Source organism: Streptomyces viridosporus (genome assembly GCF_002078235.1).
In the GTDB taxonomy this organism is placed as follows: Bacteria; Actinomycetota; Actinomycetes; order Streptomycetales; family Streptomycetaceae; genus Streptomyces; species Streptomyces viridosporus.
Genome location: NZ_MSGP01000126.1, coordinates 1 through 25898, shown reverse-complemented (window position 1 = coordinate 25898; position 25898 = coordinate 1). Strand labels below are relative to the sequence as shown.

Annotated in this window: 23 protein-coding genes; 11 read left to right on the top strand and 12 right to left on the bottom strand. The window is 71.0% G+C overall.

The annotated features are described in order from the left end of the window. Nucleotides 1-66: 66 nt before the first annotated feature. Nucleotides 67-417 (top strand): P27 family phage terminase small subunit, encoded by a 351-nt coding sequence (locus tag B7L92_RS09620; protein WP_081237012.1) that lies wholly within the window; start codon nucleotides 67-69, stop codon nucleotides 415-417. A 1002-nt stretch (nucleotides 418-1419) separates the two neighbouring features. Beyond that, nucleotides 1420-1908 (top strand): hypothetical protein, encoded by a 489-nt coding sequence (locus tag B7L92_RS40230; RefSeq protein WP_143626276.1) that lies wholly within the window; start codon nucleotides 1420-1422, stop codon nucleotides 1906-1908. 176 nt (nucleotides 1909-2084) lie between these two features. Here B7L92_RS40230 and B7L92_RS09615 read toward each other — a convergent pair whose 3' ends face one another. The 3 genes from B7L92_RS09615 to ssd form a co-directional block, all read right to left on the bottom strand. After that, nucleotides 2085-3293: a helix-turn-helix domain-containing protein gene (locus B7L92_RS09615; RefSeq protein ID WP_081237011.1), complete on the bottom strand. Its 1209-nt coding sequence runs from the start codon at nucleotides 3291-3293 to the stop codon at nucleotides 2085-2087. A gap of 745 nt (nucleotides 3294-4038) precedes the next feature. After that, complete coding sequence (locus B7L92_RS09610) at nucleotides 4039-5100, bottom strand: TadA family conjugal transfer-associated ATPase (RefSeq protein ID WP_170102191.1); 1062 nt, start codon at nucleotides 5098-5100, stop codon at nucleotides 4039-4041. After that, nucleotides 5097-6203 (bottom strand): septum site-determining protein Ssd, encoded by a 1107-nt coding sequence (gene ssd, locus B7L92_RS09605; RefSeq protein ID WP_081237009.1) that lies wholly within the window; start codon nucleotides 6201-6203, stop codon nucleotides 5097-5099. The genes B7L92_RS09610 and ssd overlap by 4 nt, the downstream gene beginning before the upstream one ends. A gap of 579 nt (nucleotides 6204-6782) precedes the next feature. Here ssd and B7L92_RS09600 point away from each other — a divergent pair. Beyond that, complete coding sequence (locus B7L92_RS09600) at nucleotides 6783-7616, top strand: HAD family hydrolase (protein ID WP_004985180.1); 834 nt, start codon at nucleotides 6783-6785, stop codon at nucleotides 7614-7616. A 488-nt stretch (nucleotides 7617-8104) separates the two neighbouring features. Here the strand turns inward: B7L92_RS09600 and B7L92_RS09595 are convergent, their stop codons facing one another. Then, nucleotides 8105-8929 (bottom strand): Fic family protein, encoded by an 825-nt coding sequence (locus B7L92_RS09595; RefSeq protein ID WP_081237007.1) that lies wholly within the window; start codon nucleotides 8927-8929, stop codon nucleotides 8105-8107. A gap of 101 nt (nucleotides 8930-9030) precedes the next feature. On the opposite strand from B7L92_RS09595, the gene B7L92_RS09590 reads away from it, so the two are divergent. Then, complete coding sequence (locus B7L92_RS09590; RefSeq protein ID WP_081237037.1) at nucleotides 9031-10011, top strand: ATP-binding protein; 981 nt, start codon at nucleotides 9031-9033, stop codon at nucleotides 10009-10011. Nucleotides 10012-10014: 3 nt separating this feature from the next. Here the strand turns inward: B7L92_RS09590 and B7L92_RS09585 are convergent, their stop codons facing one another. Then, the gene (locus B7L92_RS09585) at nucleotides 10015-11289 is read right to left on the bottom strand and encodes a polysaccharide deacetylase family protein (RefSeq protein WP_081237006.1); all 1275 of its coding nucleotides are present in this window, start codon (nucleotides 11287-11289) and stop codon (nucleotides 10015-10017) included. Between the two features lie 661 nt (nucleotides 11290-11950). Here B7L92_RS09585 and acs point away from each other — a divergent pair. The 5 genes from acs to B7L92_RS42165 all read left to right on the top strand — a co-directional run bounded on the left by acs (nucleotide 11951) and on the right by B7L92_RS42165 (nucleotide 17544). Then, nucleotides 11951-13906 carry an acetate--CoA ligase gene (acs, locus tag B7L92_RS09580; protein WP_081237004.1) on the top strand — a complete coding sequence of 652 codons (1956 nt, stop codon included), beginning with the start codon at nucleotides 11951-11953 and terminating at the stop codon, nucleotides 13904-13906. A gap of 238 nt (nucleotides 13907-14144) precedes the next feature. Further along, a complete protein-coding gene (nhaA, locus tag B7L92_RS09575) occupies nucleotides 14145-15575 on the top strand; it encodes a Na+/H+ antiporter NhaA (RefSeq protein ID WP_081237003.1) in 1431 nt (476 codons plus the stop codon). 140 nt (nucleotides 15576-15715) lie between these two features. Next, on the top strand, nucleotides 15716-16204 hold the full coding sequence (locus B7L92_RS09570; protein ID WP_081237002.1) for a phage holin family protein: 489 nt from the start codon (nucleotides 15716-15718) through the stop codon (nucleotides 16202-16204). Further along, nucleotides 16201-17166: an alpha/beta fold hydrolase gene (locus tag B7L92_RS09565; protein ID WP_081237001.1), complete on the top strand. Its 966-nt coding sequence runs from the start codon at nucleotides 16201-16203 to the stop codon at nucleotides 17164-17166. Before B7L92_RS09570 ends, B7L92_RS09565 begins: the two co-directional genes overlap by 4 nt. Nucleotides 17167-17361: 195 nt before the next feature. Then, complete coding sequence (locus B7L92_RS42165) at nucleotides 17362-17544, top strand: hypothetical protein (RefSeq protein WP_078495378.1); 183 nt, start codon at nucleotides 17362-17364, stop codon at nucleotides 17542-17544. Nucleotides 17545-17676: 132 nt separating this feature from the next. Here B7L92_RS42165 and B7L92_RS09555 read toward each other — a convergent pair whose 3' ends face one another. The 3 genes from B7L92_RS09555 to nth all read right to left on the bottom strand — a co-directional run bounded on the left by B7L92_RS09555 (nucleotide 17677) and on the right by nth (nucleotide 20902). Continuing rightward, nucleotides 17677-18876, bottom strand: a complete 1200-nt coding sequence (locus B7L92_RS09555) for a MarP family serine protease (protein WP_004985200.1) — start codon at nucleotides 18874-18876, stop codon at nucleotides 17677-17679. Between the two features lie 117 nt (nucleotides 18877-18993). Further along, on the bottom strand, nucleotides 18994-19701 hold the full coding sequence (locus B7L92_RS09550) for an NUDIX hydrolase (RefSeq protein ID WP_081237036.1): 708 nt from the start codon (nucleotides 19699-19701) through the stop codon (nucleotides 18994-18996). Nucleotides 19702-19804: 103 nt separating this feature from the next. Beyond that, nucleotides 19805-20902: an endonuclease III gene (gene nth, locus B7L92_RS09545; protein WP_081236999.1), complete on the bottom strand. Its 1098-nt coding sequence runs from the start codon at nucleotides 20900-20902 to the stop codon at nucleotides 19805-19807. A gap of 335 nt (nucleotides 20903-21237) precedes the next feature. On the opposite strand from nth, the gene B7L92_RS09540 reads away from it, so the two are divergent. Continuing rightward, nucleotides 21238-21912: a Crp/Fnr family transcriptional regulator gene (locus B7L92_RS09540; RefSeq protein WP_004985207.1), complete on the top strand. Its 675-nt coding sequence runs from the start codon at nucleotides 21238-21240 to the stop codon at nucleotides 21910-21912. A 114-nt stretch (nucleotides 21913-22026) separates the two neighbouring features. Here the strand turns inward: B7L92_RS09540 and B7L92_RS09535 are convergent, their stop codons facing one another. The 4 genes from B7L92_RS09535 to sp36 all read right to left on the bottom strand — a co-directional run bounded on the left by B7L92_RS09535 (nucleotide 22027) and on the right by sp36 (nucleotide 24666). Continuing rightward, nucleotides 22027-22857, bottom strand: coding sequence for an MBL fold metallo-hydrolase (locus B7L92_RS09535; protein WP_081236997.1), 831 nt, complete (start codon nucleotides 22855-22857; stop codon nucleotides 22027-22029). Beyond that, nucleotides 22854-23735 carry an NUDIX hydrolase gene (locus tag B7L92_RS09530; protein WP_081236995.1) on the bottom strand — a complete coding sequence of 294 codons (882 nt, stop codon included), beginning with the start codon at nucleotides 23733-23735 and terminating at the stop codon, nucleotides 22854-22856. Before B7L92_RS09530 ends, B7L92_RS09535 begins: the two co-directional genes overlap by 4 nt. 302 nt (nucleotides 23736-24037) lie before the next feature. Continuing rightward, nucleotides 24038-24508 carry a RidA family protein gene (locus tag B7L92_RS09525; RefSeq protein ID WP_081236994.1) on the bottom strand — a complete coding sequence of 157 codons (471 nt, stop codon included), beginning with the start codon at nucleotides 24506-24508 and terminating at the stop codon, nucleotides 24038-24040. Continuing rightward, a complete protein-coding gene (gene sp36, locus B7L92_RS39285) occupies nucleotides 24505-24666 on the bottom strand; it encodes a Sp36 family protein (RefSeq protein WP_003975360.1) in 162 nt (53 codons plus the stop codon). The genes B7L92_RS09525 and sp36 overlap by 4 nt, the downstream gene beginning before the upstream one ends. Nucleotides 24667-24807: 141 nt before the next feature. Here sp36 and bagA point away from each other — a divergent pair, with 141 nt between their 5' ends. After that, on the top strand, nucleotides 24808-25785 hold the full coding sequence (gene bagA, locus B7L92_RS09520; RefSeq protein WP_016825253.1) for an ATPase BagA: 978 nt from the start codon (nucleotides 24808-24810) through the stop codon (nucleotides 25783-25785). Nucleotides 25786-25898: the final 113 nt, after the last annotated feature.

Below are 25898 nucleotides of genomic sequence, written 5' to 3'. Positions count from 1 at the left end.
CGGAGAGCCCAGATCGGTTAACCGTATGTAGTCAGCGCGAACGGCGCAACGATTGGAGATACCACCATGAGTAATCAGAATCTCAGCGCCGAGTTTCGCCGCGCTGTTCTTGATGAGTTCGACCTAGAGGCGCACGAACTAGTCACCCTGGAAAGGGCGTGCGCTGTGCTCGATCAAATCGAGGGACTAGAGCACGACGTGAAGACTCGCGGCGTAATCGTTCGCGGCGTGCGTGGCAGCCTCTATCCGAATCCCTCGCTTAAGGAACTGCGGGCCGCTGAAACGTCGTTCCTCGCTATCGTCCGGGCCCTCGGCCTACAGGATGCGGATATGGCACCGGGCAAGGGTTCGGCGTCCGCCGCAGCGCGTGCGATGAACCGGGCCCGGTGGGGGGTGCGCGGTGGCAAGGCGGCGTAAGGCTGCGCCGGTCGATTCCGGCCCCTCGGCCGAGGATATGCATTACGGCCGTCTCGGCATTCTCTACATGCTGCACACCGAGGACCCGGCGGAATTCGCTGAACTCGACAAGTCGCACGATTGTGCCGAGCCTTTCGCTGACAGCGTGCTAGAGGAACGGGCGCGTAAGTTTGCCGAACGGCACCGGCACATTTGGCAGCACTGGTAACCACCCCTTGACGTTGAGGTGTGCCCATTAGACCGGGGGCCGTTCCGCTGTGTTGTTAGTCCCTTCAACAGCGTTGAGCGGCCCCCCGCTTTTCGAGAGGGAAGAGAAATGCGTAATTCAAGGTTCTGTCAGCGCCTAGGGTGCGACCGCCCGGCATTCCCTCGACGTGAACGAGGAAGGTTCCGAGGATATCGCCCGTGCTGTTCCCTGCCTTGTCTGTACTGGCGTCGCGCTTTCGAAGCATTTAGTGTCGGTGGTCCTGCCCTTGGCCGGGAGGCCGTAACTGATCTCGAGCTGTTCTCTCAGGTCCTCGTTGCAGGATTGGATGAGCCGGATTCACTGCGGATTCTCAATGAGCTTTACGACATATACGGGCGGGCTGAATGAGACCGATTCGCGTTGTCCTCGGCCCGGATGGTTGGGAACCCTCGGATGCACCAGCGCGGCCCGGATTGGTCGCGTGGCGTTTTCCCCGCTCGCTGGCGATTCGGCCCCCGGCCAAGCCTTGCGCTGACACGCTACCCCGCCGACCGGTGCCGGTTCCCGGACGACCCCGGAACTGCGGTAAGCGCCGGTAGGTCTCGACACTGGAGCGCCGGTGACTGATACTCCCCAACATGGATGCGGGACTTGCAGCGGTATTGGGTGCAGTAGCGGGCTCTGTGGGAGGCGTCGTTGGTGCGATAGTCACCGGCAAAGTTCAGCGAGACGGCGTGCTGATGTCTGTAAGGGCTGAGCATTTGAAACAGAGACATCAGCCCCGGCATGACGCTTACAGAGTGTTTCTACGATCGATGACCGAACTGAAAGATCGGGTCCTCGTTGAGAGCTATGAAAGTACGCACCCTGAAGAAGAGAACACCTTCAGGAAGGAAATAAACGAGCGCTGGATCGAGCTTAGCCTTTTTGGTCCCCCCGCTATTAGTGCAGCAACCGGGGTATTGGTACGCGACCATGCGCGGCTAGTAGTTGATGGGATGGCCGCAGCTCGGGAGCGAGAATCTGTGTTACTTGGCCTGCCCGAGGATTGCACACCGGAAGCCCTACAAGAGGCGGAGGAAGCGGCGGGCCGGGCAGTTGACTGGGTGCAAGCTACGGCGCGCATGCTGGCCGCAGCAATTGATGACTTTGCTCATTCTGCTAGTGAGGCCCTTAACGACGACGGCACCAGAATGCGACGGCAACCGCGCATTGGTTTCTTCAGACGACGCCGCCTCTATCGCCAACACTTGGCCGAGATACGTTCTAGGCCCGCCCCCGATCGCTCGCCCGATTCTCGCTGAGCGCTCCCACCCTGAACATTCAGGGTGACTACGAACCCCCGATGACCGTTCGCGGCCGTCGGGGGTTTTCTGCGTTTCCGGGGCACCTTCGAAATAAAGGCGGGTATCCTCGCCGGCTGAGGGTGTCCGGGTACCCCCCGGCTAGCGATACCAAGGGTTTTCCGCCCCTTCGATTCTTAGGCCGCCGAGTCCAGAACGGCCCGCACCTCGGGCACCTCGGCATACTCAGCGAGCCGGGCCAGCACCACCCCCGCCCGTTCCGCTGTTCGCTCGCTGGCAATGTTGGCAGACAGCGTGAGCACCCGTTCGGCAACGGCCGCCGATTCCTCGGGTTCGTTGGCGTCGGCGTAGGCAACGGCAAGCCACGACAGATAAAGCGCCAACTCTCGCGTATGTGTGGCGTCATACCGGCCGAGGACGTCACGCAGTATCGGCACAGCGCGGAGCGGTCGGCGTAGCTCGGTGAACACGCGCGCTTCCATGACTTGCAATTCCCCGGCATCAACCCAATACAGGTAGTCCGGTTCCTCGGTTCCCTCGCTGTCTGCGCTGAGCGCTTCCGACGCTTCCCCGAGGGCCCGCATTGCGTGCTGTGCATTCTCGGCCCCACCCGCTTTCGTGTGTGCCCAAGCCACCCGGTCGAGATACAGCGCGCGTGCCTTTGGCGGTGCGTCCGGTCCGGCCCCGTCGAGTGCGGCAAGTGAGAGGTCTAGACCTTCCAACTCGCGTCCGGTATTGCTGAGTTGGTAGGCCAGCGACCCGGCAAGGTTCCCGGCTAGCGTCCGGTCCTCGGCCTGCGTGGCCGCGCTGAGTCCTAGCCGGTAGATGCGTTCCGCTTCGCTCTGCTGGCCAGCGTCCGACGCGATCCATCCGGCGATCTGCGCCAACTCCCCGATCTGGATAAGGAGTTGGCGGCCGGTGGTTTCGGTGTACGACTGTTCACGGAACATGCGAACGGCCTTGCGCAATTCGCGTAGCGCGGGCCGCAGGAGATCCCCACCGGCTAGGAAGTCATCGGCAAGCCGTAGGCCATGCACGCGCTGTTTCAAGTCGTCCACTTGGGCTACGCCGACACGGCCGCCTGTACGGCGCTCTAGGGGCGTTAGCGGGTCCTCGGCGGGGAGGAAGTCGGACAGCGTGGGGAGCGGCGGTTCAGCGGCCGTCTGTGGCGTTGTGAGCACATCTACGGGAACGGCCAGCGCCGCAGCGAGGAACGGCAGCCATTCGCGCGGTGTGCGCTTGCCTGTCTCCCACCGGCTGACTTCCTGTCGGCCGACCGGTTCCCCGACCACACCGGCCGCCCGGCAAACCTCCCGTGCTAGCCGTGCCTGACTCCACCCGAGCCGTTCCCGCTGCTGCCTGATGTTGGCCCCGATTCCGCTCATGTTCTCAATTCTGGCCGACAGTTGGCCGACACGGGGCCACTAGTCGTAGATCCATTCCGGCCGGACGCTGGACGCCGTATTGCCGATGCGAGGGGACAGCGACCATGACGCCACCGGCAAAGCGCGTGAGTGCCCGCGTGAGCGCCTTACCCGAGCCTGAGCTAATCAGCCTGATAGACGATCCTGCGGGGCCGTACGCGGACTCTCCCGAGGGGTGGTGGACCGAATACGGCGGCGCGCTGGATACCCGTTCCGGGGTGGTCTACTTTCCGCCGATCGCCCAACCTCCCCCGTGCCCGTTCCCGTGCTCGCTGTGTAAGGCAAGGGGAGACAGAGTTGAGAGACGTTGACCAGTGGTTGCGGGAACCTCGGCCCGGACCGGTGGACCCGGTTTCCTGCGTTGTGTGTGCGGCGCTGCGAGGGAGTGCCAGCGCAAGTGCCCGCATAGACGATCCGGGGTTGGCGGTGGCCACGCTGTCAGCGATGCGGATTCACCGGGAATTCGGCCATGGGAACCGGGTGAAGAAACCCGAGCCTGCCGGGCGGTCCGTGTGAAGGCATTACGCGGCGCGCTGGTGGTCCTCGCGTGGGTGGCGTGGGTGGCCGCTGTGGCGTGGATGGTGGCCCGAGGGTTCGCCGCTTAGGTCCCTCGCTGTGGCCGCGAGTAAGACCGGCCCCGTCTGTGTGCTTCCCCCGTGGCGCATGGGCGGGGCCCCTTGCTGCCCAACTGCACTGTTGGTGCTGGCTAGTTGGCGCTGAGCACTTCCCCTGACACGGTCCGGTCCACAGGTGTGTTAGATGGGTAGACCGAGAGGGCGGCCGCAAGCTGGCTGTGCAGCGCGAGCCGGTCGAGCCCGGCGGCCGTACCGAGCGCCTCCAGCCGGGCCGGCACGTCGGCGGCGGCGTTGGCGTGAACGGTTCCGGAGCCGCCTTCATGGCCCGTGTTGAGGGCGGCCAGCAGATGGACCACCTCCGCGCCGCGCACCTCGCCCACGACCAGCCGGTCCGGCCGCATCCGCAGCGCCTGCCGCACCAGGTCCTCGAGGGTGACGAGCCCCGCGCCCTCCTGGTTGGCGGGTCTGGTCTCCAGCCGCACGACGTGCGGGTGGTCGGGCCGCAGTTCCGCCGAGTCCTCGGCCAGCACGATCCGCTCGTCCGGCCCGACCAGTCCCAGCAGGGCGCTCAGCAGGGTCGTCTTGCCGCTGCCGGTGCCCCCGCTGACGAGGAACGACAACCGGGCGTCCAGCAGCGCCCGCAGCACGCGGTCCCCGCCCGGCGGCACCGTCCCGGCCGCCACCAGCTCGTCGAGCGTGAAGGCGCGGGGCCGTACGACCCGCAGCGACAGGCAGGCACAGCCGACGGCCACCGGGGGCAGCACCGCGTGCAGCCGCGTCCCGTCGGGGAGGCGCGCGTCGACCCAGGGCCGGGCGTCGTCCAGGCGCCGGCCGGCCACGGCGGCGAGCCGCTGCGCGAGACGCCGGACGGCCACCGCGTCGGGGAAGGAGACGTCGGTGAGCTCCAGCCCTCCGCCCCGGTCCACCCAGACCCGGTCCGGCGCGGACACCAGCACGTCCGTCACCGACGCGTCGGCGAGGAGCCGTTCCAGCGGCCCGCTGCCGACCAGCTCGGAGCGCAACTGCTCGGCCGCTCGCAGCACTTCGGCGTCCCCGAGCACCCGCCCCTGGTCCCGCAGCGCCTGCGCCACCCGCGCGGGCGTCGGCTCGGCCCCGCTCTCGGCCAGCCGCCGCCGCACTCCGTCGAGCAGACCGGGCGGCATCCCCGCCCCGGTCACCGCAGGCCCCCTCATGCCGCCCTCGCCTCCACCAGCACCCGCTCCCAGAACTCCTTGCAGAAGCGGGCCAGGGGACCCCGGCGCGACACCCCGGGTGGTCGTCCCGTCTCCTGCGGGCGCTGCAGCGAGGGTTCGACGGGCACGTCCCCCGCCAGGGGGAGTCCGAGCAGCCGGGCCACCTCGCGGTCGTCCAGACCGGGCGCGTACGGCCCGCGGACCGCCACCCGCAGGTCGCGCAGGACCATGCCCACGGCCGAGGCGACGCGTCCCGCCGCCGCGACGGCACGCAGCTCCGCGGGAACCACGAGGAGTCCGAGGTCGAGCTGGGCGAGGACCTCGGCGACCCCGTCGTCGACGCGGCGCGGCAGGTCGACCACGACCACGCCGCCCCCGCGCCGCGCCGCGGCGAGCACCGCGCGTACGGCCTGGGGCGGTACGGCGACGCAGTCGCCGCGGTCCCAGCTGAGCACCCGCAGGGAGTGCAGCTCGGGCAGCGACTCCTCCAGGGCCCCGCCGCCGACCCGTCCGCGCGAGGCGGCGAACGCGGGCCAGCGCAGTCCCTCGGCCGTCTCTCCGCCGAGCACCACGTCGAGTCCGCCGCCCAGCGGATCCGCGTCCACCAGGAGGGTGCGCAGCCCCTCCCGCGCGGAGGTGACGGCGAGCGCGCACGCGAGCGTGGACGCTCCGGCCCCGCCCCGGCCACCGATGACGCCGACCGTCAGGGCGGGCCGTCCGACGCCCTCCGCCACATCGGCGATGCGGTCCACCAGCCACTGCTCGCCGTCGGGCAGCATCAGCACATGGTCGGCGCCGATCTCGACGGCCCTGCGCCAGACCCCGGAATCGTCCTGGTCGCGGCCGACGAGCACCACCCCTCGTCGTCTCGGGGCCCCGCGCACGCGCCGCGCGGCGTCGTCGCCGACGAGGACGAGGGGCGCGGCCTCCCAGCCGCTCCTCGGCTCCGGCATCCCGTGATGGACCTCCGGTGTGGCGCCGGCCGCCGCGCACAGGCGCAGCAGGTCGTCGAGGAGTCCGGCGTCCTCGGTGACGATCAGCGGTGCGCCCTGGCGGCCCCCTCCGGCGGCGGGCAGCGGATCACGCGTGACGGTTCCAGCCATGGTCGTCCTTCTTTGCTGCATCTTTCACGGGCTCCCGCGGCCCGCGATTCCCGACGTGTGAAGAGCCGGCGAGCCGCCTCCCGGGGGAAGGCGGACGGAAACCGGCCATACGCGCCCCGGCAAACGACGAACCGGGCGTGAACTCGCGACGAGCGGGACGCGCTGGAAACACGGTGCAGCGATCGGAAAAACCGCGTGGATCTTGGTGGAAAACTGTGGACGTCTCGACCGTTGTGAATATCGCCGTCACCCATAGCGGTGAGCCGTGCACATCTCCTGTGCGATTACCGCAGAGCAGTCCGACGACTACCCACCGCTACCATTCATGCGCATGACAACCCCTCCTCGCTCACCGCGCCAGAACAGGGCCTCGGCCGCGAAGAGAGGAAGAAAACCCACCCGGACATGCGACGACCCCCGCCGGGGGGGAGAGCGGGGGTCGTCCCCACGGCCGACTCGGGGGGGGAGGAGTCGGACCGGGTTAGCACGGTCGCGAACGATCCGTGACTTCCATGGTGTACCCGAGAGCCCTCTCAGGCAAACCCACACGCCCCACCTTACGCCGAATGGGCTGCGCCTATGCTCAAGGGCGTGGAAAACCACTCGTCGCCCCGCACAGCCGCCTTCTTTGACCTGGACAAGACGGTCATTGCGAAGTCGAGCACACTCACGTTCAGCAAGTCGTTCTACCAAGGCGGTCTGATCAACCGCAGAGCGGTCCTGCGCACCGCATACGCCCAGTTCGTCTTCCTGGCCGGCGGCGCCGACCACGACCAGATGGAGCGGATGCGCAAGTACCTGTCCGCGCTGTGCCGCGGCTGGAACGTCCAGCAGGTCAAGGAGATCGTCGCCGAGACGCTGCACGACCTGATCGACCCGATCATCTACGACGAGGCCGCCACCCTGATCGAGGAGCACCACACCGCGGGCCGCGACGTCGTGATCGTGTCCACCTCCGGCGCCGAGGTCGTCGAGCCGATCGGTGAACTGCTCGGCGCCGACCGGGTCGTGGCCACCCGCATGGCCGTGGGGGACGACGGGTGCTTCACCGGTGAGGTGGAGTACTACGCGTACGGCCCGACGAAGGCCGAGGCGATCAGGGAACTGGCCGAGTCCGAGGGCTACGACCTGGCCCGCTGCTACGCCTACAGCGATTCGGTGACCGATGTGCCGATGCTGGAGGCCGTGGGCCACCCGCACGCGGTGAACCCGGGCCGCGCGCTGCGCCGGGAGGCCCTCGCGCGCGAGTGGCCGATCCTGGACTTCCACCGGCCCGTCCGGCTCAAGCAGCGCTTCCCGGCGTTCTCCGTGCCGCCGCGCCCCGCCCTGGTCGCGGCGGCAGCCATAGGGGCGGCCGCGGCCACCGCGGGCCTCGTCTGGTTCGCCAGCCGGCGCCGCGCGACGGTGGCCTGACCTCCTTGCGGAAACACTCCGCCGATCGTCGGCCGCCCCCGCGCACATCGGCGCCCGTTCCACACCTGTTTGAACCTAAAAGTAAAGAAGCGGGACCGGCACTTCCGCTTCCCTTGGTCCTGGAGTACAAAGGAATCAACGGCCCGCGAGACCAAGGACATCCGAGAGGATCACCTTCACCACGCATTCGGCCCCACGGACCGCGCATGGACACCGGGCACCCACGCGACGTCGACCCGTCGATTACGGGCCAGCCGCACCAGGTGACGGGCAAAGTACCCGACCTGATGGGCATGTATCGAGGACGCCTGGTAACCCGGTGGGCATGCCAGCGGCGGTACGAGTTCTCGTACCGCCGCATTTCTGTCCGCCCGCACGGGCCCTTTGCCTTCTCACCTCGCGTGCGCGCCGCATCGCATGCGTGCCGCATCGCGTACGCGCGCCACCGCATGTGCGTCACACCCCGTGCGCGCGCCACCGCGTGCGCGTCACGCCGCTCCCCGCTGGAGCGCCTCGCACACCGCCGTCGACTCGCGCGCCCCGAGTTCGATCGCGCGCCCGCAGTGGACGATCCAGGCCGCCACGCCCTCGGGCGTGCCGGAGACATAGCCCTCCAGGGCCGCCAGATAGGCCTCGTGCCCCAGTTCGGCGTGGCCCACCTCGGCCGGGCAGACCGACTTCGGGTCGAGACCGCTGCCGATCAGGACGATCCGTTCGGCCGTCCGTGCGACCAGGCCGTTGTGGGAGACGAAGGGGCGCAGGGCGAGGAGCTCGCCGTGGACGACGGCGGCCGTCACCAGCGCCGGGGCGGAACCGCCCGCGATGAGGAGCTCGGAGAGCCCTTCCAGCCGGCCGTGCGCCTCCGCCGCGCTCGGCAGCCCGAGCCCGATCAGGGGCTCGTCGACCGGCTCGCCCTCCTGCCGGGGCCGCCCGACCCGCTCGGCCTTGTCGGCCGCCGCCACCAGGTGCAGCCTGGCCAGCACCCTCAGGGGCGACTGCCGCCAGATCGACAGCAGCTGACCCGCCTCGGCGGTCAGGCGCAGGGCCGCGCCCATCGTGCGCGCCTCGGCGTCACCGCTGAAGTCGCTGCGCCGGCGCACCTCCTCCAGGGCCCAGTCGGCGCCCGAGAGCGCCGCCGAGCCGCGGGCGCCGCGCAGCGCCGCCTCGGAGGTGATCTCGTTGCTGCGCCGCCGCATGACCCGGTGTCCGTAGACCCGGTCCACGGCCTTGCGCACGGACTCCACGGAGTCGGCCACTCCGGGCAGGGAGCCCAGGGCCGCGAGGGGGTCGGCGGTAGCGCCTTTCGTACTCATGAGTACGACCCTACGCACCCCGGGCACCGACCCCACGTTGGAGTGGTCTTCTTCACGCCCACCCCTCACCCGCAGCTATGGAGCCACTACGCTTGGTGAACATGAAAATTGCTTTCGTTGGGAAGGGCGGCAGCGGAAAGACGACCCTGTCCTCCCTGTTCATCCGACACCTCGCGGCCGAGGGTGCCCCGGTCGTCGCGGTCGACGCCGACATCAACCAGCACCTGGGAGCCGCGCTGGGCCTCGACGAGGCGGAGGCGGCCGCGCTGCCCGCGATGGGCGAGCACCTGCCGCTGATCAAGGACTACCTGCGCGGCACCAACCCGCGCATCGCGTCCGCCGAGACGATGATCAAGACGACACCGCCCGGCGCGGGCTCCCGGCTGCTGCGGGTGTGCGAGGACAACCCGGTCTACGACGCCTGCGCGCGGCCGGTGGAACTCGACGGCGGGACCGTCCGCCTGATGGTCACCGGCCCCTTCACCGACGCCGACCTGGGGGTCGCCTGCTACCACTCCAAGACCGGAGCGGTGGAGCTGTGCCTGAACCACCTGGTGGACGGCCCCGGCGAGTACGTCGTGGTGGACATGACGGCCGGCTCGGACTCCTTCGCCTCCGGCATGTTCACCCGCTTCGACGTCACGTTCCTCGTGGCCGAGCCGACCCGGAAGGGGGTTTCCGTCTACCGCCAGTACAAGGAGTACGCCCGCGACTTCGGGGTGACCCTGAAGGTCGTCGGCAACAAGGTGCAGGGCCCGGACGACCTCGACTTCCTCCGCGCGGAGGTCGGGGACGACCTGCTCGTGACGGTGGGGCACTCGGACTGGGTCCGGGCCATGGAGAAGGGCCGGCCGCCCCGCTTCTCCCTCCTGGAGGAACCGAACCGCCGCACCCTGCGCCTGCTGCACACCACCGCCGACGCGACGTACCGGCTGCGCGACGGGGAGCGCTACACCCGCCAGATGGTGCACTTCCACCTGAAGAACGCCCGGTCGTGGGGCAACGAGCGCACCGGGGTCGACCTGGCGGCGCAGGTCGACCCGGGCTTTGTGCTCGGCGAGAGGGCTACGACGCCCGTCTGACCCTCACCGCTTCTTCTTCGCCGGCGCCCCGGGCGCCCCCTTGGGCGCCGGGGCGGGGGCGGCGGACAGGAAGGACTTCCAGCCCTGCTGCGGGGCCTCGCCGACGTCCAGGGTGCGCAGCTTCGCCAGCGTCTTCGGGTCCTGGGCGTCCAGCCAGTCCACGAGCTGCCGGAAGGATACGCAGCGCACCTCGGACTTGGTGCACACCGTCTCGACGACCTCCTCGACAGCACGCATGTAGGTGCCGCCGTTCCAGGACTCGAAGTGGTTGCCGATGATCAGGGGTGCGCGGTTGCCCCGGTAGGCCCGCTCGAACCCCTGGAGCAGACCGTCCCGCATCTGGTCGCCCCACCGCTCGTGCTGGGCCGGGTCGCCCTGGGTGGCGGTGCCGGACTGGTTGACCATGAAGTTGTAGTCCATGGCGAGCTGCTCGAAGGAGTGCCCGGGGAAGGGCACGAGCTGCAGCGACAGGTCCCACAGGCCCTGCTTCCGCTTCGGCCACACCTGGTTGTTGACGCCGCTGGTGTCGTAGCGGAAGCCCAGGTCGCGGGCGGCCTCCATGAAGTTCTCCTGGCCCTCCAGGCACGGGGTGCGGGCGCCGATGAGCTCCTCGTCGTAGTCGAAGGGCAGCGGAGCCGCGTCCTTCAGGCCGGTGTTGGTCTTCCAGGTCTTCACGAAGCGTTTGGCCTGGCTGATCTCGTCCTTCCACTCCGCCACCGACCACTCGCCGACCCCACCGCCGCTGCCGCAGAAGTGCCCGTTGAAGTGGGTGCCGATCTCGTTGCCCTCCAGCCAGGCCAGGCGCAGTTGCTGCACGGTGTCGGCGATGCCCTGCCGGTCGTTGAAGCCGATGTCGGAGCGGCCCGGGGAGTGCTGCGGTGGGTGGTACAGGTCGCGCTTCTCCTCCGGGAGCAGGTACACGCCGCTCAGGAAGTACGTCATGGTCGCGTCGTTCTTCCTGGCGACCTCGCGGAAGCGGGAGAAGAGCTTCTGGCTGTCCTCGCCCGCTCCGTCCCAGGAGAAGACGACGAACTGCGGCGGCTTCTCACCCGGCTCCAGCCGTTCGGGCCGGGGCAGGTGCGGCTGCGCCCCGGTGTACGCGGTGGAGCCGTCGCCGATCAGCCGGACGGCACTCCCCGGCCCGGGAGCCGGCTCGGCCTTCTCCTGCCTCCTCTCCCGCTCGCCGGTGCCGTCGGCTCCGGCTCCGCAGCCGGCGAGCGAGGCGACGCACACCGCGGCGACCACGGTGCCCGCGGCGATCCTGTGGGTGGCGGCCATCCGCCCACCTTCTTCCTTCTCTCGGGCCGGCCCCGATGGGGGCGATGTCTGGTGCCGTGCCGCTCCGGGCCGACGGCGCCGCCAACGTCGCACGGAACCGAGAAGGAATAAGTACGACAAGCCGATGAAATGACCGCTTCACTCGCGAGGGTGATCACCTCACCCATTTGCACAGAAAGTCCTGACTCGGCCTTCACTCTTAATTACGGTTCATTTACGGACCGTTGACACACCCCGCCGCACCCCGCCGTACCGCACGACCGCGACCGTCCCGCCGCCGTGCGGGGTCCGCCGACCGGGTGCGGCCGACGGCGACCGACGGCGGCCGATGAAGGCGAGCCGGAGTCACCCGGCACCGGAGGGCACGCACGAGTGCGGGGCACCAGCGCGTTCCGACGCGCCACCGCTCCCCTGGCGTGCGGCGAACCGGCCCGACTCCGGAGTCCGGCGGCGCGAGGGGCCCGTACGGGTGTGAGAGGCGTTACACCCCTTGAACCGGCTTGCTCCGGTGTCCGTGGGAACGGTTGACCGGGACGACGGACGGCGGTCCACCTCCACCCGATAGGTCTAAACCATTTTGCCGTCGGCCCTTGTCAGCGCACTCCAGGTCTGATGAGCTGTGGTCTGGGACACAACGGACACCCCGGGAAAGGCAGATGCCGTGAGCAATGAAAGCCTGGCCAACCTTCTGAAGGAGGAGCGTCGCTTCACGCCCCCCGCCGACCTGGCCGCGAACGCCAACGTCACGGCAGAGGCGTATGAACAGGCCAAGGCTGACAGGCTCGGCTTCTGGGCCGAGCAGGCCCGCCGACTGACCTGGGCCAAGGAGCCCACGGAGACCCTCGACTGGTCGAATCCGCCGTTCGCCAAGTGGTTCGCGGACGGCGAGCTCAACGTCGCCTACAACTGCGTCGACCGGCACGTCGAGGCCGGCCACGGCGACCGGGTCGCCATCCACTTCGAGGGCGAACCGGGCGACAGCCGCTCCCTCACCTACGCCCAGCTCAAGGACGAGGTCTCCAAGGCCGCCAACGCCCTGCTCGAGCTGGGGGTCCGGAAGGGCGACCGGGTCGCCGTCTACATGCCGATGATCCCGGAGACGGCGATCGCGATGCTGGCCTGCGCCCGCATCGGTGCCGCGCACTCCGTCGTCTTCGGCGGCTTCTCCGCGGACGCCCTCGCGACCCGCATCCAGGACGCCGACGCCAAGGTCGTCATCACCGCCGACGGCGGCTACCGGCGCGGCAAGCCCTCCGCGCTCAAGCCGGCCGTGGACGAGGCCGTCGGACGCGTGGAGCACGTCGAGCACGTCCTCGTCGTCCGCCGCACCGGCCAGGACGTCGCCTGGACCGAGGGCCGCGACGTGTGGTGGCACGACATGGTCGGACGGCAGAGCGCCGAGCACACCCCGGAGGCGTTCGGGGCCGAGCAGCCGCTGTTCATCCTCTACACCTCGGGCACGACGGGTAAGCCGAAGGGCATCCTGCACACCTCCGGCGGCTACCTCACCCAGACGGCGTACACGCACTGGGCCGTCTTCGACCTCAAGCCGGAGACCGACGTGTACTGGTGCACGGCCGACGTCGGCTGGGTCACCGGACACTCGTACATCGTCTACGGCCCGCTCGCCAACGGCGCCACCCAGGTCATGTACGAGGGCACGCCGGACACCCCGCACCAGGGACGCTTCTGGGAGATCGTGCAGAAGTACGGCGTGACGATCCTCTACACCGCGCCCACCGCGATCCGGACGTTCATGAAGTGGGGCGACGACGTCCCCGCGAAGTTCGACCTGTCCTCGCTGCGGGTCCTCGGCTCCGTCGGTGAGCCGATCAACCCCGAGGCGTGGATCTGGTACCGCAAGAACATCGGCGCGGACCGCACCCCGGTGGTGGACACCTGGTGGCAGACCGAGACCGGCGGCATCATGGTCTCGCCGCTGCCGGGTGTGACCGCGGCCAAGCCGGGCTCCGCCCAGACCCCGCTGCCCGGCATCGAGGCGACCGTCGTCGACGACGAGGCGAACGAGGTGCCCAACGGCGGCGGTGGCTACCTGGTGATCACCGAGCCGTGGCCGTCGATGCTGCGCACCATCTGGGGCGACGACCAGCGGTTCATCGACACCTACTGGTCGCGGTTCGAGGGCAAGTACTTCGCGGGTGACGGCGCCAAGAAGGACGACGACGGCGACATCTGGCTGCTCGGCCGGGTCGACGACGTCATGCTCGTGTCCGGCCACAACATCTCCACCACCGAGGTCGAGTCCGCCCTCGTCTCCCACCCGTCGGTCGCCGAGGCGGCCGTGGTCGGCGCGGCGGACGAGACGACCGGCCAGGCGATCGTCGCCTTCGTGATCCTGCGCGGTACGGCGGCGGAGACCGACGACCTGGTCGCCGAGTTGCGCGGCCACGTGGGCGCCACGCTCGGCCCGATCGCCAAGCCCAAGCGGATCCTGCCGGTGGCCGAGCTGCCGAAGACCCGCTCCGGCAAGATCATGCGCCGGCTGCTGCGCGACGTCGCGGAGAACCGTCAGCTGGGAGACGTCACCACGCTGACCGACTCCACCGTCATGGATCTCATCCAGTCCAAGCTGCCCCAGACGCCCAGCGAGGACTGAGCGGTCGGGGGCCGGTCACCGGACCGGCCCCCGACCGGTCACCGCCCGACGGGGCATCCGGCACGTGCCGGGTGCCCCGTGCGGCGTGCGGGGGGTGAGGCGGGGGACGTGACCAGGGATCTTCCGGTACGGCCCAGGAGCACGTTGGGTAAGCTGAGCGGTAAGAACTGTCTCATGGGGCGCCGGGAAGTCTGGTCGGCACGCGATTCGTGCTACCCGACTACCTGAGGATCCACCTGTGACCGCGCCCCGCACCCCCCGCAAGGCTCTCGGACGTCTCTCCCTGCCCGAGCGGACGTTCGTCGCCGACGCCCTGCGCACCGAGACCGTCGGCGGTGTACTGCTCCTCTTCGCCGCCGTCACCGCGCTGATCTGGGCGAACGTACCCGCGCTGCGCGACAGCTACGAGAGCGTCAGCCACTTCCACCTCGGCCCCGAGGCCCTCGGGCTGAGCCTGTCGGTCGCGCACTGGGCCGCCGACGGACTGCTGGCGGTCTTCTTCTTCGTCGCCGGGGTCGAACTCAAGCGTGAACTCGTCGCGGGCGATCTGCGCGACCCCAAGGCGGCCGCGCTGCCGGTCGTCGCCGCCCTGTGCGGCATGGCCGCGCCGGCGCTCGTCTACACGCTCACCAACACCGTCGGCGGCGGCTCGCTGGCCGGCTGGGCCGTGCCCACCGCCACCGACATCGCCTTCGCCCTCGCCGTGCTCGCCGTCATCGGCACCTCCCTGCCGAGCGCGCTGCGCGCCTTCCTGCTCACCCTCGCCGTCGTCGACGACCTGTTCGCGATCCTGATCATCGCGGTCTTCTTCACCGACCACCTGAACTTCGCCGCGCTCGGCGGCGCGGTCGCGGGCCTGGTCGTCTTCTGGCTGCTGCTGCGCAAGGGCGTGCGCGGCTGGTACGTGTACGTCCCGCTCGCACTCGTCGTGTGGGGGCTGATGTACAACAGCGGCATCCACGCCACCATCGCCGGTGTCGCCATGGGCCTGATGCTGCGCTGCCACCGCCGCGAGGGCGAGGAGCAGTCCCCCGGCGAGCACATCGAGCACCTCGTCCGGCCGTTCTCGGCGGGCCTCGCGGTCCCGCTGTTCGCCCTGTTCAGCGCGGGTGTGGCCGTCTCCGGCGGCGCGCTCGCGGACGTGTTCACCCAGCCCGAGACGCTCGGCGTCGTGCTCGGACTCGTCGTCGGCAAGATGCTCGGCATCTTCGGCGGCACCTGGCTGACGGCCCGTTTCACCCGGGCCTCGCTCAGCGAGGACCTCGCCTGGGCGGACGTGTTCGCCGTGGCGACCCTCGCCGGGATCGGCTTCACCGTCTCGCTGCTCATCGGCGAACTGGCCTTCGAGGGCGACGCGTCCATGACCGACAGCGTCAAGGCCGCCGTGCTGACCGGCTCGCTGATCGCCACCGCCCTCGCGGCGGTGCTGCTGAAGGTACGGAACGCCAAGTACCGCAAGCTGGCCGAGGAAGAGGAGCGCGACGAGGACCTCAGCGGCGTCCCGGACGTCTACGAGCAGGACGACCCGGCGTACCACCTGCGCATGGCGGAGATCCACGAGCGCAAGGCCGCCGAGCACCGGCGACTCGCCCGGGAGAAGGCCGACGAGCGGGACGGGCTTGCCGAAGTGGTGGGCAGGGCAGGCGAGGACCACGACGGTCCGGCATGATCTGACGAGACGGTACAAAAGACAGAACCACGGCAGTCGCACCCGGACAACCGGAGGCAAGCAGCCGGACACGGACCGTCGGACGGCAGACTGAACCGTACGTGCAGGCACGCAGAAGTACGCAGAAGAGGGAGACCGCGATGAGCGCACCCGACGGCAGCCCGGTCGGCGCCGAACGCAGCATCGGCCAGCTGTTCGCCTCGGCGACGGCGGACATGTCGGCGCTGGTGCACGACGAGATCGCGCTGGCGAAGGCGCAGCTCAAGCAGGACGTCAAGCGGGGCGCCACCAGCGGCGGCGCGTTCACGGCGGCCGGCGTGCTGCTCCTGTTCTCCCTGCCGATGCTGAACTTCGCGCTGGCCTACGGCATCCGCACCTGGAGCGGCTGGAACCTCGGGGTCTGCTTCCTGCTCTCCTTCGCGGCGAACGTGCTGGTCGCGGCGGTCCTCGCGCTGATCGGCGTCGTCTTCGCGAAGAAGGCCAAGAAGGGCCAGGGGCCGCAGAAGGTCGCCGCCTCGATGAAGGAGACGGCGGGCGTGCTGCAGAAGGCCAAGCCGCACCCGCGCCCCGAGCTGCCGGAGGACCGGGTCCCCCCGGCCATCGAGGCTGTGGCACGCTCGTCCTCATGACGGGCTCCTTCGTCCCTTCGGGGCAATCCCCTCCGGCGCAACCCACCTCGGTCGTACGCCTCGACATCCCCGGTGGTGCCGAGGTGACCCACCGGGACGTCGCCGCCAATGGCGCCCGCTTCCACATCGCGGAACTGGGCGACGGCCCGCTGGTGCTGCTGCTGCACGGCTTCCCGCAGTTCTGGTGGACCTGGCGGCACCAGCTGACGGCGCTCGCCGACGCCGGGTTCCGGGCCGTCGCCATGGACCTGCGGGGCGTCGGCGGCAGCGACCGCACACCGCGCGGTTACGACCCGGCCAACCTCGCGCTGGACATCACCGGGGTGGTCCGCTCCCTCGGGGAGCCGGACGCCGCGCTGGTCGGCCACGACCTGGGCGGATACCTGGCGTGGACGGCGGCGGCGATGCGCCCCAAGCTCGTACGGCGCCTGGCGGTCGTGTCCATGCCGCATCCGCGGCGCTGGCGGTCGGCGATGCTCTCCGACGCCAGGCAGTCGGCCGCCCTGTCGCACATCTGGGGGTTCCAGCGGCCCTGGATCCCCGAGCGCCGGCTCACCGCGGACGACGGGGCGCTGGTGGCCGAGCTCATCCGGGACTGGTCCGGGCCGCGCCTGCCGGACGAGGAGACGCTGGCCACCTACCGGCGGGCCATGTGCATCCCCTCCACGGCGCACTGCTCGATCGAGCCGTACCGCTGGATGGTGCGCTCCCTGGCCCGCCCGGACGGTTTCCAGTTCAACCGCCGGATGAAGCGGCCGGTGCGGGTGCCGACGCTGCACCTGCACGGCTCACTGGACCCCGTGGTGCGCACGCGCAGTGCCGCCGGGTCCGGGCAGTACGTCGAAGCGCCGTACCGTTGGCGGCTGTTCGACGGGCTCGGGCACTTCCCGCACGAGGAGGACCCGGTCGCCTTCTCGACCGAACTGGTCAACTGGCTGAAGGATCCCGAACCGGACCGGTGACCGGGCGGACGCTCCCGGTGCCCTCCGGTGCCACCCGCGCCGCCGTCCCGGTGTCGCCGCCGGCGCACGCGTCGACAGCTCCCCGGCACACACGCCCGAACACCCGTTCCACGAAAGGCCACTTGCCCGGCGCATAGGCCAATTGAGTGCCCACGAAGCGGTTATCGACCATGGGGCGGGGGCAGACGTCGGGGTATGGGCTGGACGCACGACTACAGTGACGCACGCCGCACTCGCCGCTCGGCGGGCGGTATGGGTTCCCACCAGCGAGGCGGTGCACCGCAGATGGCAGGTACGGACCTCAGGGTGGGAATTCCACACATCCTCCGCCGCCGGGCCCGCTGGGTCTCGGTCCGTCTGCGCCACCCGCGCGGCTGACCGGACGTCCGCCCGGACGGCCTGCGTCCACCGGCCGTCCGCAGGACTCCTCCACGTCTCCCGCGGGGCTCCGTCGTGTTTCCCACGGGATCCTCCGTGCTTCCCGCGGGACCCTCCGCGTCCCCGGAGGGCCTAGAGGGCACAGCTGTCGCTGTCCACCTGCCGGTTCGCGGTGCGGCCCTTGGTGATGTCCTCCTGGATCTCGTCCACGGTGAGCGCGTACCCGGTCTCCGCGTCGTCCAGGGACTTCGCGAAGACCACGCCGTAGACCCTGCCCTCGGGGGTCAGCAGCGGGCCGCCGGAGTTGCCCTGACGGACGGTCGCGTAGAGGGAGTACACGTCACGGCGGACCGTGCCCCGGTGGTAGATGTCCGGACCGTTGGCCGTGATGCGCCCCCGCACCCGCGCGGGACGGACGTCGTACGCCCCGTTCTCCGGGAAACCGGCGACGATCGCGCCGACGCCGGTGCGCGCGTCCTCGGTGGTGAAGCGCAGCGCGGGCGCCTTCAGATCGGGGACGTCGAGGACGGCGATGTCGCGCTTCCAGTCGTAGAGGACGATCGTCGCGTCGTACTTCCTGCCCTCGCCGCCTATCTGCACGACCGGTTCGTCGACACCGCCCACGACGTGCGCGTTGGTCATCACGCGGCGGTCGTCGAAGACGAAGCCGGTGCCCTCCAGCACCTTGCCGCAGTCGAGGGCGGTGCCCGTGACCTTGACGATGGAGCGCTGGGCGCGGATCGCCACGGCGCTGTTCGCGAGGGCCGGGTCCGGGGGCCGGACGTCGGTGATCGGCTCGCTGGCGAACGGGCTGAAGACCTGCGGGAAGCCGTTCTGCGCGAGGACGGAGGAGAAGTCGGCGAACCAGGTGTCGGCCTGGTCGGGCAGCGCCCGGGAGACCCCGAGCAGCACCTTGGAGCTGCGGACCTCCTTGCCGAGCGTCGGCAGCGTCGTACCGGCGAGGGCCGAGCCGATCAGCCAGGCGACCAGGAGCATCGCGACGACGTTGACCAGGGCACCGCCGGTGGCGTCCAGCGCGCGGGCCGGGGACCAGGTGATGTAGCGGCGCAGTTTGTTGCCGAGGTGGGTGGTCAGGGCCTGCCCGACGGAGGCGCAGACGATGACCACGACGACCGCGACGACCGCGGCGGCCGTGCTGACCTCGGAGTTGTCCGTCAGGACGTCCCACAGGACGGGCAGCGTGTACACGGCGGCCAGACCGCCGCCCAGGAACCCGATCACCGACAGGATGCCGACGACGAACCCCTGGCGGTAGCCGACGACCGCGAACCAGACGGCGGCGACCAGCAACAGGATGTCCAGCACGTTCACCGCTTCACGCCTCGCCTCGTCGTTCCGGTCGCTCCCGCTCGGCCGGAGTCCGGAGGCGGGCGGCACGAACCGCCGTCGTCATCGGCCCCCGGAGCGCACGGCACGGCGCCCACCCTGTCATGCCCCCCAGTCCAGCGGGACCTGCCGGTCGCGGTCCCAGGGGCGCTCCCATCCGGCGAAGTGCAGCAGCCGGTCGATGACCCCGGCCGTGAAGCCCCACACCAGGGTCGATTCGACCAGGAATGCCGGGCCGCGGTGGCCGCGGGGATGGACCGCGGTCGCCCGGTTGCCCGGATCGGTGAGATCCGCCACGGGGACCGTGAAGACCCGGGCGGTCTCCTTCGGATCCACCACACCGACCGGGCTGGGCACGCGCCACCAGCCCAGCACGGGCGTGACGACGAAGCCGCTGACCGGGATGTAGAGCTTCGGCAGGACATCGAAGAGCTGGACGCCGGCCGGGTCGAGCCCGGTCTCCTCCTCGGCCTCGCGCAGAGCGGCCCGCAGCGGCCCGTCGCCCTGCGGGTCGCCGTCCTCGGGGTCGAGGGCACCGCCGGGGAAGGACGGCTGGCCCGCGTGCGAGCGCAGCGAGCTCGCCCGCTCCATGAGCAGCAGCTCCGGGCCGCGCTCGCCCTCGCCGAACAGGACGAGGACGGCGGACTGGCGCCCCGCGCCGTCCTCCGGGGGCAGGAAGCGGCTGAGCTGCCTCGGCGCCACCGTCGCCGCCGCGCGGACCACCGGGTCCAGCCAGGCGGGCAGGTCCTCCTTGCCGAGCGCCACCCGACCGCCCCGGGTGCCGCTCGCCGTGTCGCCCGCTCTCGTCATCGCCACCCCCGCCGTCCTGTCCCGTCCCACACCGCACCTCACGGGTCCAACGCCCGGCGTCCCCGAGATCGTTCCGCGGGCCGCGGTCGTGTGCGCCGCCCCGTCATCCGGCCCCCAGCGGCGGGGCCGGCCGGCCGCCGGCGTCCAGGTAGGACTGCGGGGGCTTCAGACGCTGGCCCGGGAGGCCGCCCTTCTCGTACTTCAGCAGCTTCTTCGCCTTCTCCGGGTCCGTCTCGCCCTCGCCGTACGCCGGGCAGAGCGGGGCGATGGGGCAGGCGCCGCAGGCGGGCTTGCGGGCGTGGCAGATGCGGCGGCCGTGCCAGATCACGTGGTGCGAGAGGTCGGTCCAGTCGCTCTTGGGGAACAGCGCGCCGACCGCGGCCTCGATCTTGTCGGGGTCGGTCTCCTCGGTCCAGCGCCAGCGGCGGACCAGGCGCTGGAAGTGCGTGTCCACGGTGATGCCGGGGCGGCCGAAGGCGTTGCCGAGCACGACGAAGGCGGTCTTGCGGCCGACGCCGGGCAGCTTCACGAGGTCCTCGAGCCGGCCCGGCACCTCGCCGCCGAACTCCTCCGCCAGCACCTTGGAGAGCCCGATCACCGACTTGGTCTTGGCCCGGAAGAACCCGGTGGGGCGCAGGATCTCCTCCACCTCCTCGGGGTTGGCCGCGGCCAGGTCCTCGGGGGTGGGGTACTTCGCGAAGAGGGCGGGGGTCGTCTGGTTGACGCGCAGGTCGGTGGTCTGGGCCGAGAGCACCGTGGCGACGACGAGTTGGAAGGGGTTCTCGAAGTCCAGCTCGGGGTGCGCGTACGGGTACACCTCGGCGAGCTCGCGGTTGATGCGGCGGGCGCGGCGGACGAGCGCGGTGCGCGACTCGTTCCCGGCCGGCCCGGCGACGGTCCTCGCCGGGGCGTCCTCCACGGCGGCGGTGCCCTTCTCGGGTGCGGCGAGGGGCTTCTCGGCAGCCCGGGCCCTCCTGACGGGGGCGGACTTCCCGGCGGCCGCCCTGCCCGCGGACGCCGGCTTCCTCGCCGCCGCCTTCTTCTTCCCCGCGGGCCCGGCCGCGGCCTTCCCGGCGGACGAGGTCCCCCCGGCAAGCGCGGTCTTCTCGGCGGACCCGGCCCCCTCGGCGGCGGCCTCGCCCGCCGGCTCGGGTTTCTCCTCGGCCGCGCCCTTCGCGCGGGCCGTCGGCTCCTCCTTCACCGGCGTCCCCTTTGTCGCTTCCGCCGTTTTCCTACCGCCATCGGGGTCCTGTTCGCCCACAGCGGAATCACGTCGTACCCTCATCCGCGCAGCCCCCTAGGCCTGTGCTCTCACCGGCGTTTTGGACACCCGGCCAGCCTACGACCCGGCGTCGACATCCGCCCCGGGCCCCGGAGATCGGGGTCCAATTGGACCCCTGCCGCTTACCCCGACAGGCCCGTGCGGCATCCTTGTGACAGATCACACTGTTTGGACCGTCCGGCAAAATGGGCACCACGGTCCCCTGGTACGTGGGGGAACAAGATCCCCTGAGCAGGTCGACAAGGAGAGAACTCGTGGACGACGTTCTGCGGCGGAACCCGCTCTTCGCGGCGCTCGATGACGAGCAGGCCGCGGAGCTTCGCGCCTCCATGAGTGAGGTGACCCTGGCACGGGGCGACTCCCTGTTCCACGAGGGCGACCCCGGCGACCGGCTGTACGTGGTCACCGAGGGCAAGGTGAAACTCCACCGCACCTCCCCCGACGGCCGCGAGAACATGCTGGCCGTCGTCGGCCCCGGCGAACTGATCGGCGAACTGTCGCTCTTCGACCCGGGCCCGCGCACCGCGACCGCCACGGCGCTCACCGAGGTGAAGCTGCTCGGCCTCGGCCACGGCGACCTCCAGCCCTGGCTGAGCGCCCGCCCCGAGGTGGCCACGGCGCTGCTGCGGGCGGTGGCACGACGGCTGCGCAAGACCAACGACGCCATGTCGGACCTGGTCTTCTCGGACGTCCCGGGCCGTGTCGCGCGCGCCCTGCTCGACCTCTCCCGCCGCTTCGGCGTGCAGTCGGAGGAGGGCATCCACGTCGTGCACGACCTCACGCAGGAGGAACTGGCCCAGTTGGTCGGCGCGTCCCGCGAGACGGTCAACAAGGCCCTGGCGGACTTCGCCCAGCGCGGCTGGCTCCGTCTGGAGGCCCGTGCGGTGATCCTCCTGGACGTCGAGCGCCTCGCGAAGCGCTCCCGCTGACCCCCGCCCCGACTCCTCACGGGCCCGAGCCCCGCCTTCCCGGAAGGCGGGGCTCCGTCATGTCCGGTCCCCCGCGCCCGAATGCCCCGAGGGCCCGCCGGGCCACGGCCGGCCCTAGATGAGCCCGTGCCCCCGCAGGTACTCCAGTTGGGCCCGTACGGACAGCTCCGCGGCGGGCCACAGGGAGCGGTCGACGTCGGCGTAGACGTGGGCGACGACCTCGGACGGGGCGCGGTGGCCGTTCTCGACGGCCGTCTCGACCTGGGCGAGGCGGTGGGCGCGGTGGGCGAGGTAGTACTCGACGGCGCCCTGGGCGTCCTCCAGGACGGGTCCGTGGCCGGGCAGGACCGTGTGGACGCCGTCGTCGACGGTGAGGGAGCGCAGACGGCGCAGGCTGTCCAGGTAGTCGCCGAGGCGGCCGTCGGGATGGGCCACCACGGTCGTGCCGCGGCCCAGGACGGTGTCCCCGGTGAGGACGGCCCGGTCGGCCGGGAGGTGGAAGGAGAGGGAGTCGGCGGTGTGGCCGGGGGTCGGCACGACCCTCAGCTCCAGGCCCCCGACGGTGACGACGTCACCGGCGGCCAGCCCCTCGTCCCCGAGCCGCAGCGCCGGGTCCAGGGCCCGCACCTTCGTGCCGGTCAGCTCGGCGAACCGGGCGGCGCCCTCGGCGTGGTCGGGGTGACCGTGCGTCAGCAGGGTGAGGGCGACGCGCTGTCCGGCCCGCTCGGCCGTGTCGACGACGTGCCGCAGGTGCCCCTCGTCCAGCGGGCCGGGGTCGACCACGACCGCGAGGCCGGAGCCGGGTTCCGCCAGGATCCAGGTGTTGGTGCCGTCCAGGGTCATCGCCGAGGCGTTGGGGGCCAGGACGTTGACGGCGCGTGGGGTGGCCCGGCCGGAGAGGTCCCCGCCCCTCGGTCGGCCGGGAAGGGCTGCTGCGTCCGTCATACGGGTGCTCCACCGGTCGGGATGTGCTGGGTGAACTCGTCGTGCCCCGGCCAGGAGAGCACGATCCCGCCCTCCTCCGGGCGCGCGGTGGCCAGCACCGGCGTGAGATCGCGTGCGGGCGCCGCGTCGAGCGCCCGGGCCACCGTCGCGTACGCCGTCAGCTGGCGCAGGGTCGCGATGGTCGGCGGCATCATCAGCAGCTCGCCGCGGTCGTACGCGGCGGCCGCCTCGCGCGGGGCGATCCACACCGTGCGGTCGGCCTCCGTGGAGGCGTTGCGGGTGCGCTGCCCCTCGGGGAGGGCGGCGACGAAGAACCAGGTGTCGTAGCGGCGCGGCTCGAACTCGGGGGTGATCCAGCGCGTCCAGGCGCCGAGCAGGTCCGAGCGCAGGACCAGTCCGCGGCGGTCGAGGAACTCCGCGAAGGAGGTCTCCCGCGCGACGAGCGCGGCACGGTCCGCCTCCCAGTCCTCGCCCGTGGTGTCGCCGACCACGGAGTCGGGGGTCGGGCCGGCGAGCAGGACGCCGGCCTCCTCGTACGTCTCCCGCACGGCCGCGCACACGATCGCCTGGGCCTCCGCCTCGTCGACGCCGAGCCGCCGGGCCCACCACCCGCGCGCGGGGCCCGCCCAGCGGACGTGACGGTCGTCGTCACGCGGGTCGACGCCGCCGCCGGGGTAGGCGTACGCGCCGCCGGCGAAGGCCATGGAGGCACGTCGGCGCAGCATGTACACGGCAGGCTCGTCGCCGGTGTCCTTGAGCAGCATGACGGTGGCCGCGCGTCTCGGCGCGACCGGTGTGAGCGTGCCGTCCGCGAGCGCACGGATCCGGTCCGGCCATTCCGGCGGGTACCACTGCCCACCGGCCTGCACATTCGCCATGGCCGGAGGCTATCCCGTGACGGGCGGATGTTCGAGTGCCCATCGGGACGGGAGCAGGAGGCCGCCCCGGCACCCCGCACGGCGCGACGGCGGGAACGGCAGCACCACAGCGGGAAGGGCCGACGCGACGGCAGGAACGACGGCGCGACGGCAGGAGGGGACGGTACGGCGGCAAAGACGACGGTACGACGGCAAAGGCGACGGCAGGCGGAGCGAACGCGTCCCCGCCGCCCCGCCGCCCTGGCGGCGGGGTACCGGCCGACCGGGCGGCGGGGCGGTACGGCACGCCGTCCGCCGGAGGCCTACGCCTCCGTGAGCTCCACCTGGACCTCGACCTCGACCGGTGCGTCCAGCGGCAGCACCGCGACGCCCACCGCGCTGCGCGCGTGCACGCCCTTGTCGCCGAGGACCTCGCCCAGCAGCTCGCTCGCGCCGTTGAGGACGGCCGGCTGGCCCGTGAAGTCCGGGGCGGAGGCGACGAAGCCGACGACCTTCACCACGCGCGCGACGCGGTCCAGGTCACCGGCGACGGACTTGACCGCCGCGAGGGCGTTCAGCGCGCAGACGCGCGCCAGCTCCTTCGCCTCCTCCGCCGTGACCTCCGCGCCGACCTTGCCGGTCACCGGGAGATGGCCGTCCACCATCGGGAGCTGGCCGGCGGTGTAGACGTACCGCCCCGACCGCACGGCCGGCTGGTACGCGGCCAGCGGCGGGACGACCTCGGGCAGGCTCAGCCCCAGCTCGGCCAGCTTCGCCTCGACGGCGCCGCTCATGCCTGCTTCTCCCGCTTGAGGTAGGCCACCAGCTGCTCGGGGTTGTTGGGCCCGGGCACGACCTGGACGAGCTCCCAGCCGTCCTCGCCCCAGGTGTCCAGGATCTGCTTCGTGGCGTGGACGAGCAGCGGCACAGTCGCGTATTCCCACTTGGTCATGCGGCCGACTCTAGCCGCTGCCGCCCCCGGACCCGGCGGCGGCCGCGACCGCGTGGTCCGCCACCGCGCACCGGGACGCGATTCCCGGCAACCGCCACCCGGAGCCGCCGGGGCGCACGGGAAGGAATTAGGCTCGAAGGCGTGAGCAGGCTCCAGGTCGTCAGTGGCAAGGGCGGAACCGGCAAGACCACGGTGGCCGCGGCCCTCGCGCTGGCCCTGGCCACGGCGGGGAAGCGGACGCTCCTCGTCGAGGTCGAGGGCCGCCAGGGCATCGCACAACTCTTCGAGACGGAGGCGCTGCCGTACGAGGAGCGGAAGATCGCCATCGCACCGGGAGGCGGCGAGGTGTACGCCCTCGCCATCGATCCCGAACTGGCTCTTCTGGAGTACCTCCAGATGTTCTACAAGCTGGGGAGCGCCGGACGGGCCCTGAGAAAGCTCGGCGCGATAGATTTCGCCACCACCATCGCGCCCGGCGTGCGGGACGTCCTGCTGACCGGCAAGGCGTGCGAGGCGGTGCGGCGCAAGGAGAAGGACGGGCGGTTCGTCTACGACTACGTCGTGATGGACGCCCCGCCGACCGGGCGCATCACCCGCTTCCTCAACGTCAACGACGAGGTCGCCGGACTCGCCAAGATCGGCCCGATACACCATCAGGCCCAGGCCGTGATGCGGGTGCTGAAGTCGCCGGAGACGGCCGTGCACCTGGTGACCCTCCTGGAGGAGATGCCGGTCCAGGAGACCGCGGACGGCATCTCCGAGCTGCGTGCGGCACGGCTGCCGGTGGGGCGGGTCATCGTGAACATGGTGCGGCCCGGGGTGCTGGACGCGGCCGACCTGGAACTCGTGGGGTCGGTCCGGCGTTCCTCCGTCGCGCGGGCCCTGTCGTCCGCCGGCCTCGGCGGGGCGCGGCGCGGTGGACACGCCGAGCAGCTGGTGGACCCGTTGCTCGCGCAGGCCGAGGAGTACGCCGAGCGGTACGAGCTGGAGACCGAACAGCGCGCCGTGCTGGCGGACCTCGACCTGCCGCTGCACGAGCTCCCGCTGCTCGCGGAGGGCATGGACCTGGCCGGTCTGTACGCGCTGGCCAGGGAACTCCGCGAACAGGACGTGTCATGACGGACCGCGCCCGCACGGCCGGGGTCCGCCCCGTCCGGCCCGGCCCGACGTACGGCCCCCGTCCCGTCCGCCCCGGCGGGCCGCGCGGTCCCCGGCCCGCCGGGGCGGACGGG

Bases quoted from the DNA above. Each gene is read 5' to 3' on its own strand.
- B7L92_RS09620 (WP_081237012.1), top strand. From the start codon at position 67: ATGAGTAATCAGAATCTCAGCGCCGAGTTTCGCCGCGCTGTTCTTGAT.
- B7L92_RS40230 (WP_143626276.1), top strand. From the start codon at position 1,420: ATGACCGAACTGAAAGATCGGGTCCTCGTTGAGAGCTATGAAAGTACG.
- B7L92_RS09615 (WP_081237011.1), bottom strand. From the start codon at position 3,293: ATGAGCGGAATCGGGGCCAACATCAGGCAGCAGCGGGAACGGCTCGGG.
- B7L92_RS09610 (WP_170102191.1), bottom strand. From the start codon at position 5,100: ATGAGGGGGCCTGCGGTGACCGGGGCGGGGATGCCGCCCGGTCTGCTC.
- ssd (WP_081237009.1), bottom strand. From the start codon at position 6,203: ATGGCTGGAACCGTCACGCGTGATCCGCTGCCCGCCGCCGGAGGGGGC.
- B7L92_RS09600 (WP_004985180.1), top strand. From the start codon at position 6,783: ATGCTCAAGGGCGTGGAAAACCACTCGTCGCCCCGCACAGCCGCCTTC.
- B7L92_RS09595 (WP_081237007.1), bottom strand. From the start codon at position 8,929: ATGAGTACGAAAGGCGCTACCGCCGACCCCCTCGCGGCCCTGGGCTCC.
- B7L92_RS09590 (WP_081237037.1), top strand. From the start codon at position 9,031: ATGAAAATTGCTTTCGTTGGGAAGGGCGGCAGCGGAAAGACGACCCTG.
- B7L92_RS09585 (WP_081237006.1), bottom strand. From the start codon at position 11,289: ATGGCCGCCACCCACAGGATCGCCGCGGGCACCGTGGTCGCCGCGGTG.
- B7L92_RS09570 (WP_081237002.1), top strand. From the start codon at position 15,716: ATGAGCGCACCCGACGGCAGCCCGGTCGGCGCCGAACGCAGCATCGGC.
- B7L92_RS09565 (WP_081237001.1), top strand. From the start codon at position 16,201: ATGACGGGCTCCTTCGTCCCTTCGGGGCAATCCCCTCCGGCGCAACCC.
- B7L92_RS42165 (WP_078495378.1), top strand. From the start codon at position 17,362: ATGGGCTGGACGCACGACTACAGTGACGCACGCCGCACTCGCCGCTCG.
- B7L92_RS09550 (WP_081237036.1), bottom strand. From the start codon at position 19,701: ATGACGAGAGCGGGCGACACGGCGAGCGGCACCCGGGGCGGTCGGGTG.
- B7L92_RS09535 (WP_081236997.1), bottom strand. From the start codon at position 22,857: ATGACGGACGCAGCAGCCCTTCCCGGCCGACCGAGGGGCGGGGACCTC.
- B7L92_RS09530 (WP_081236995.1), bottom strand. From the start codon at position 23,735: ATGGCGAATGTGCAGGCCGGTGGGCAGTGGTACCCGCCGGAATGGCCG.
- B7L92_RS09525 (WP_081236994.1), bottom strand. From the start codon at position 24,508: ATGAGCGGCGCCGTCGAGGCGAAGCTGGCCGAGCTGGGGCTGAGCCTG.
- sp36 (WP_003975360.1), bottom strand. From the start codon at position 24,666: ATGACCAAGTGGGAATACGCGACTGTGCCGCTGCTCGTCCACGCCACG.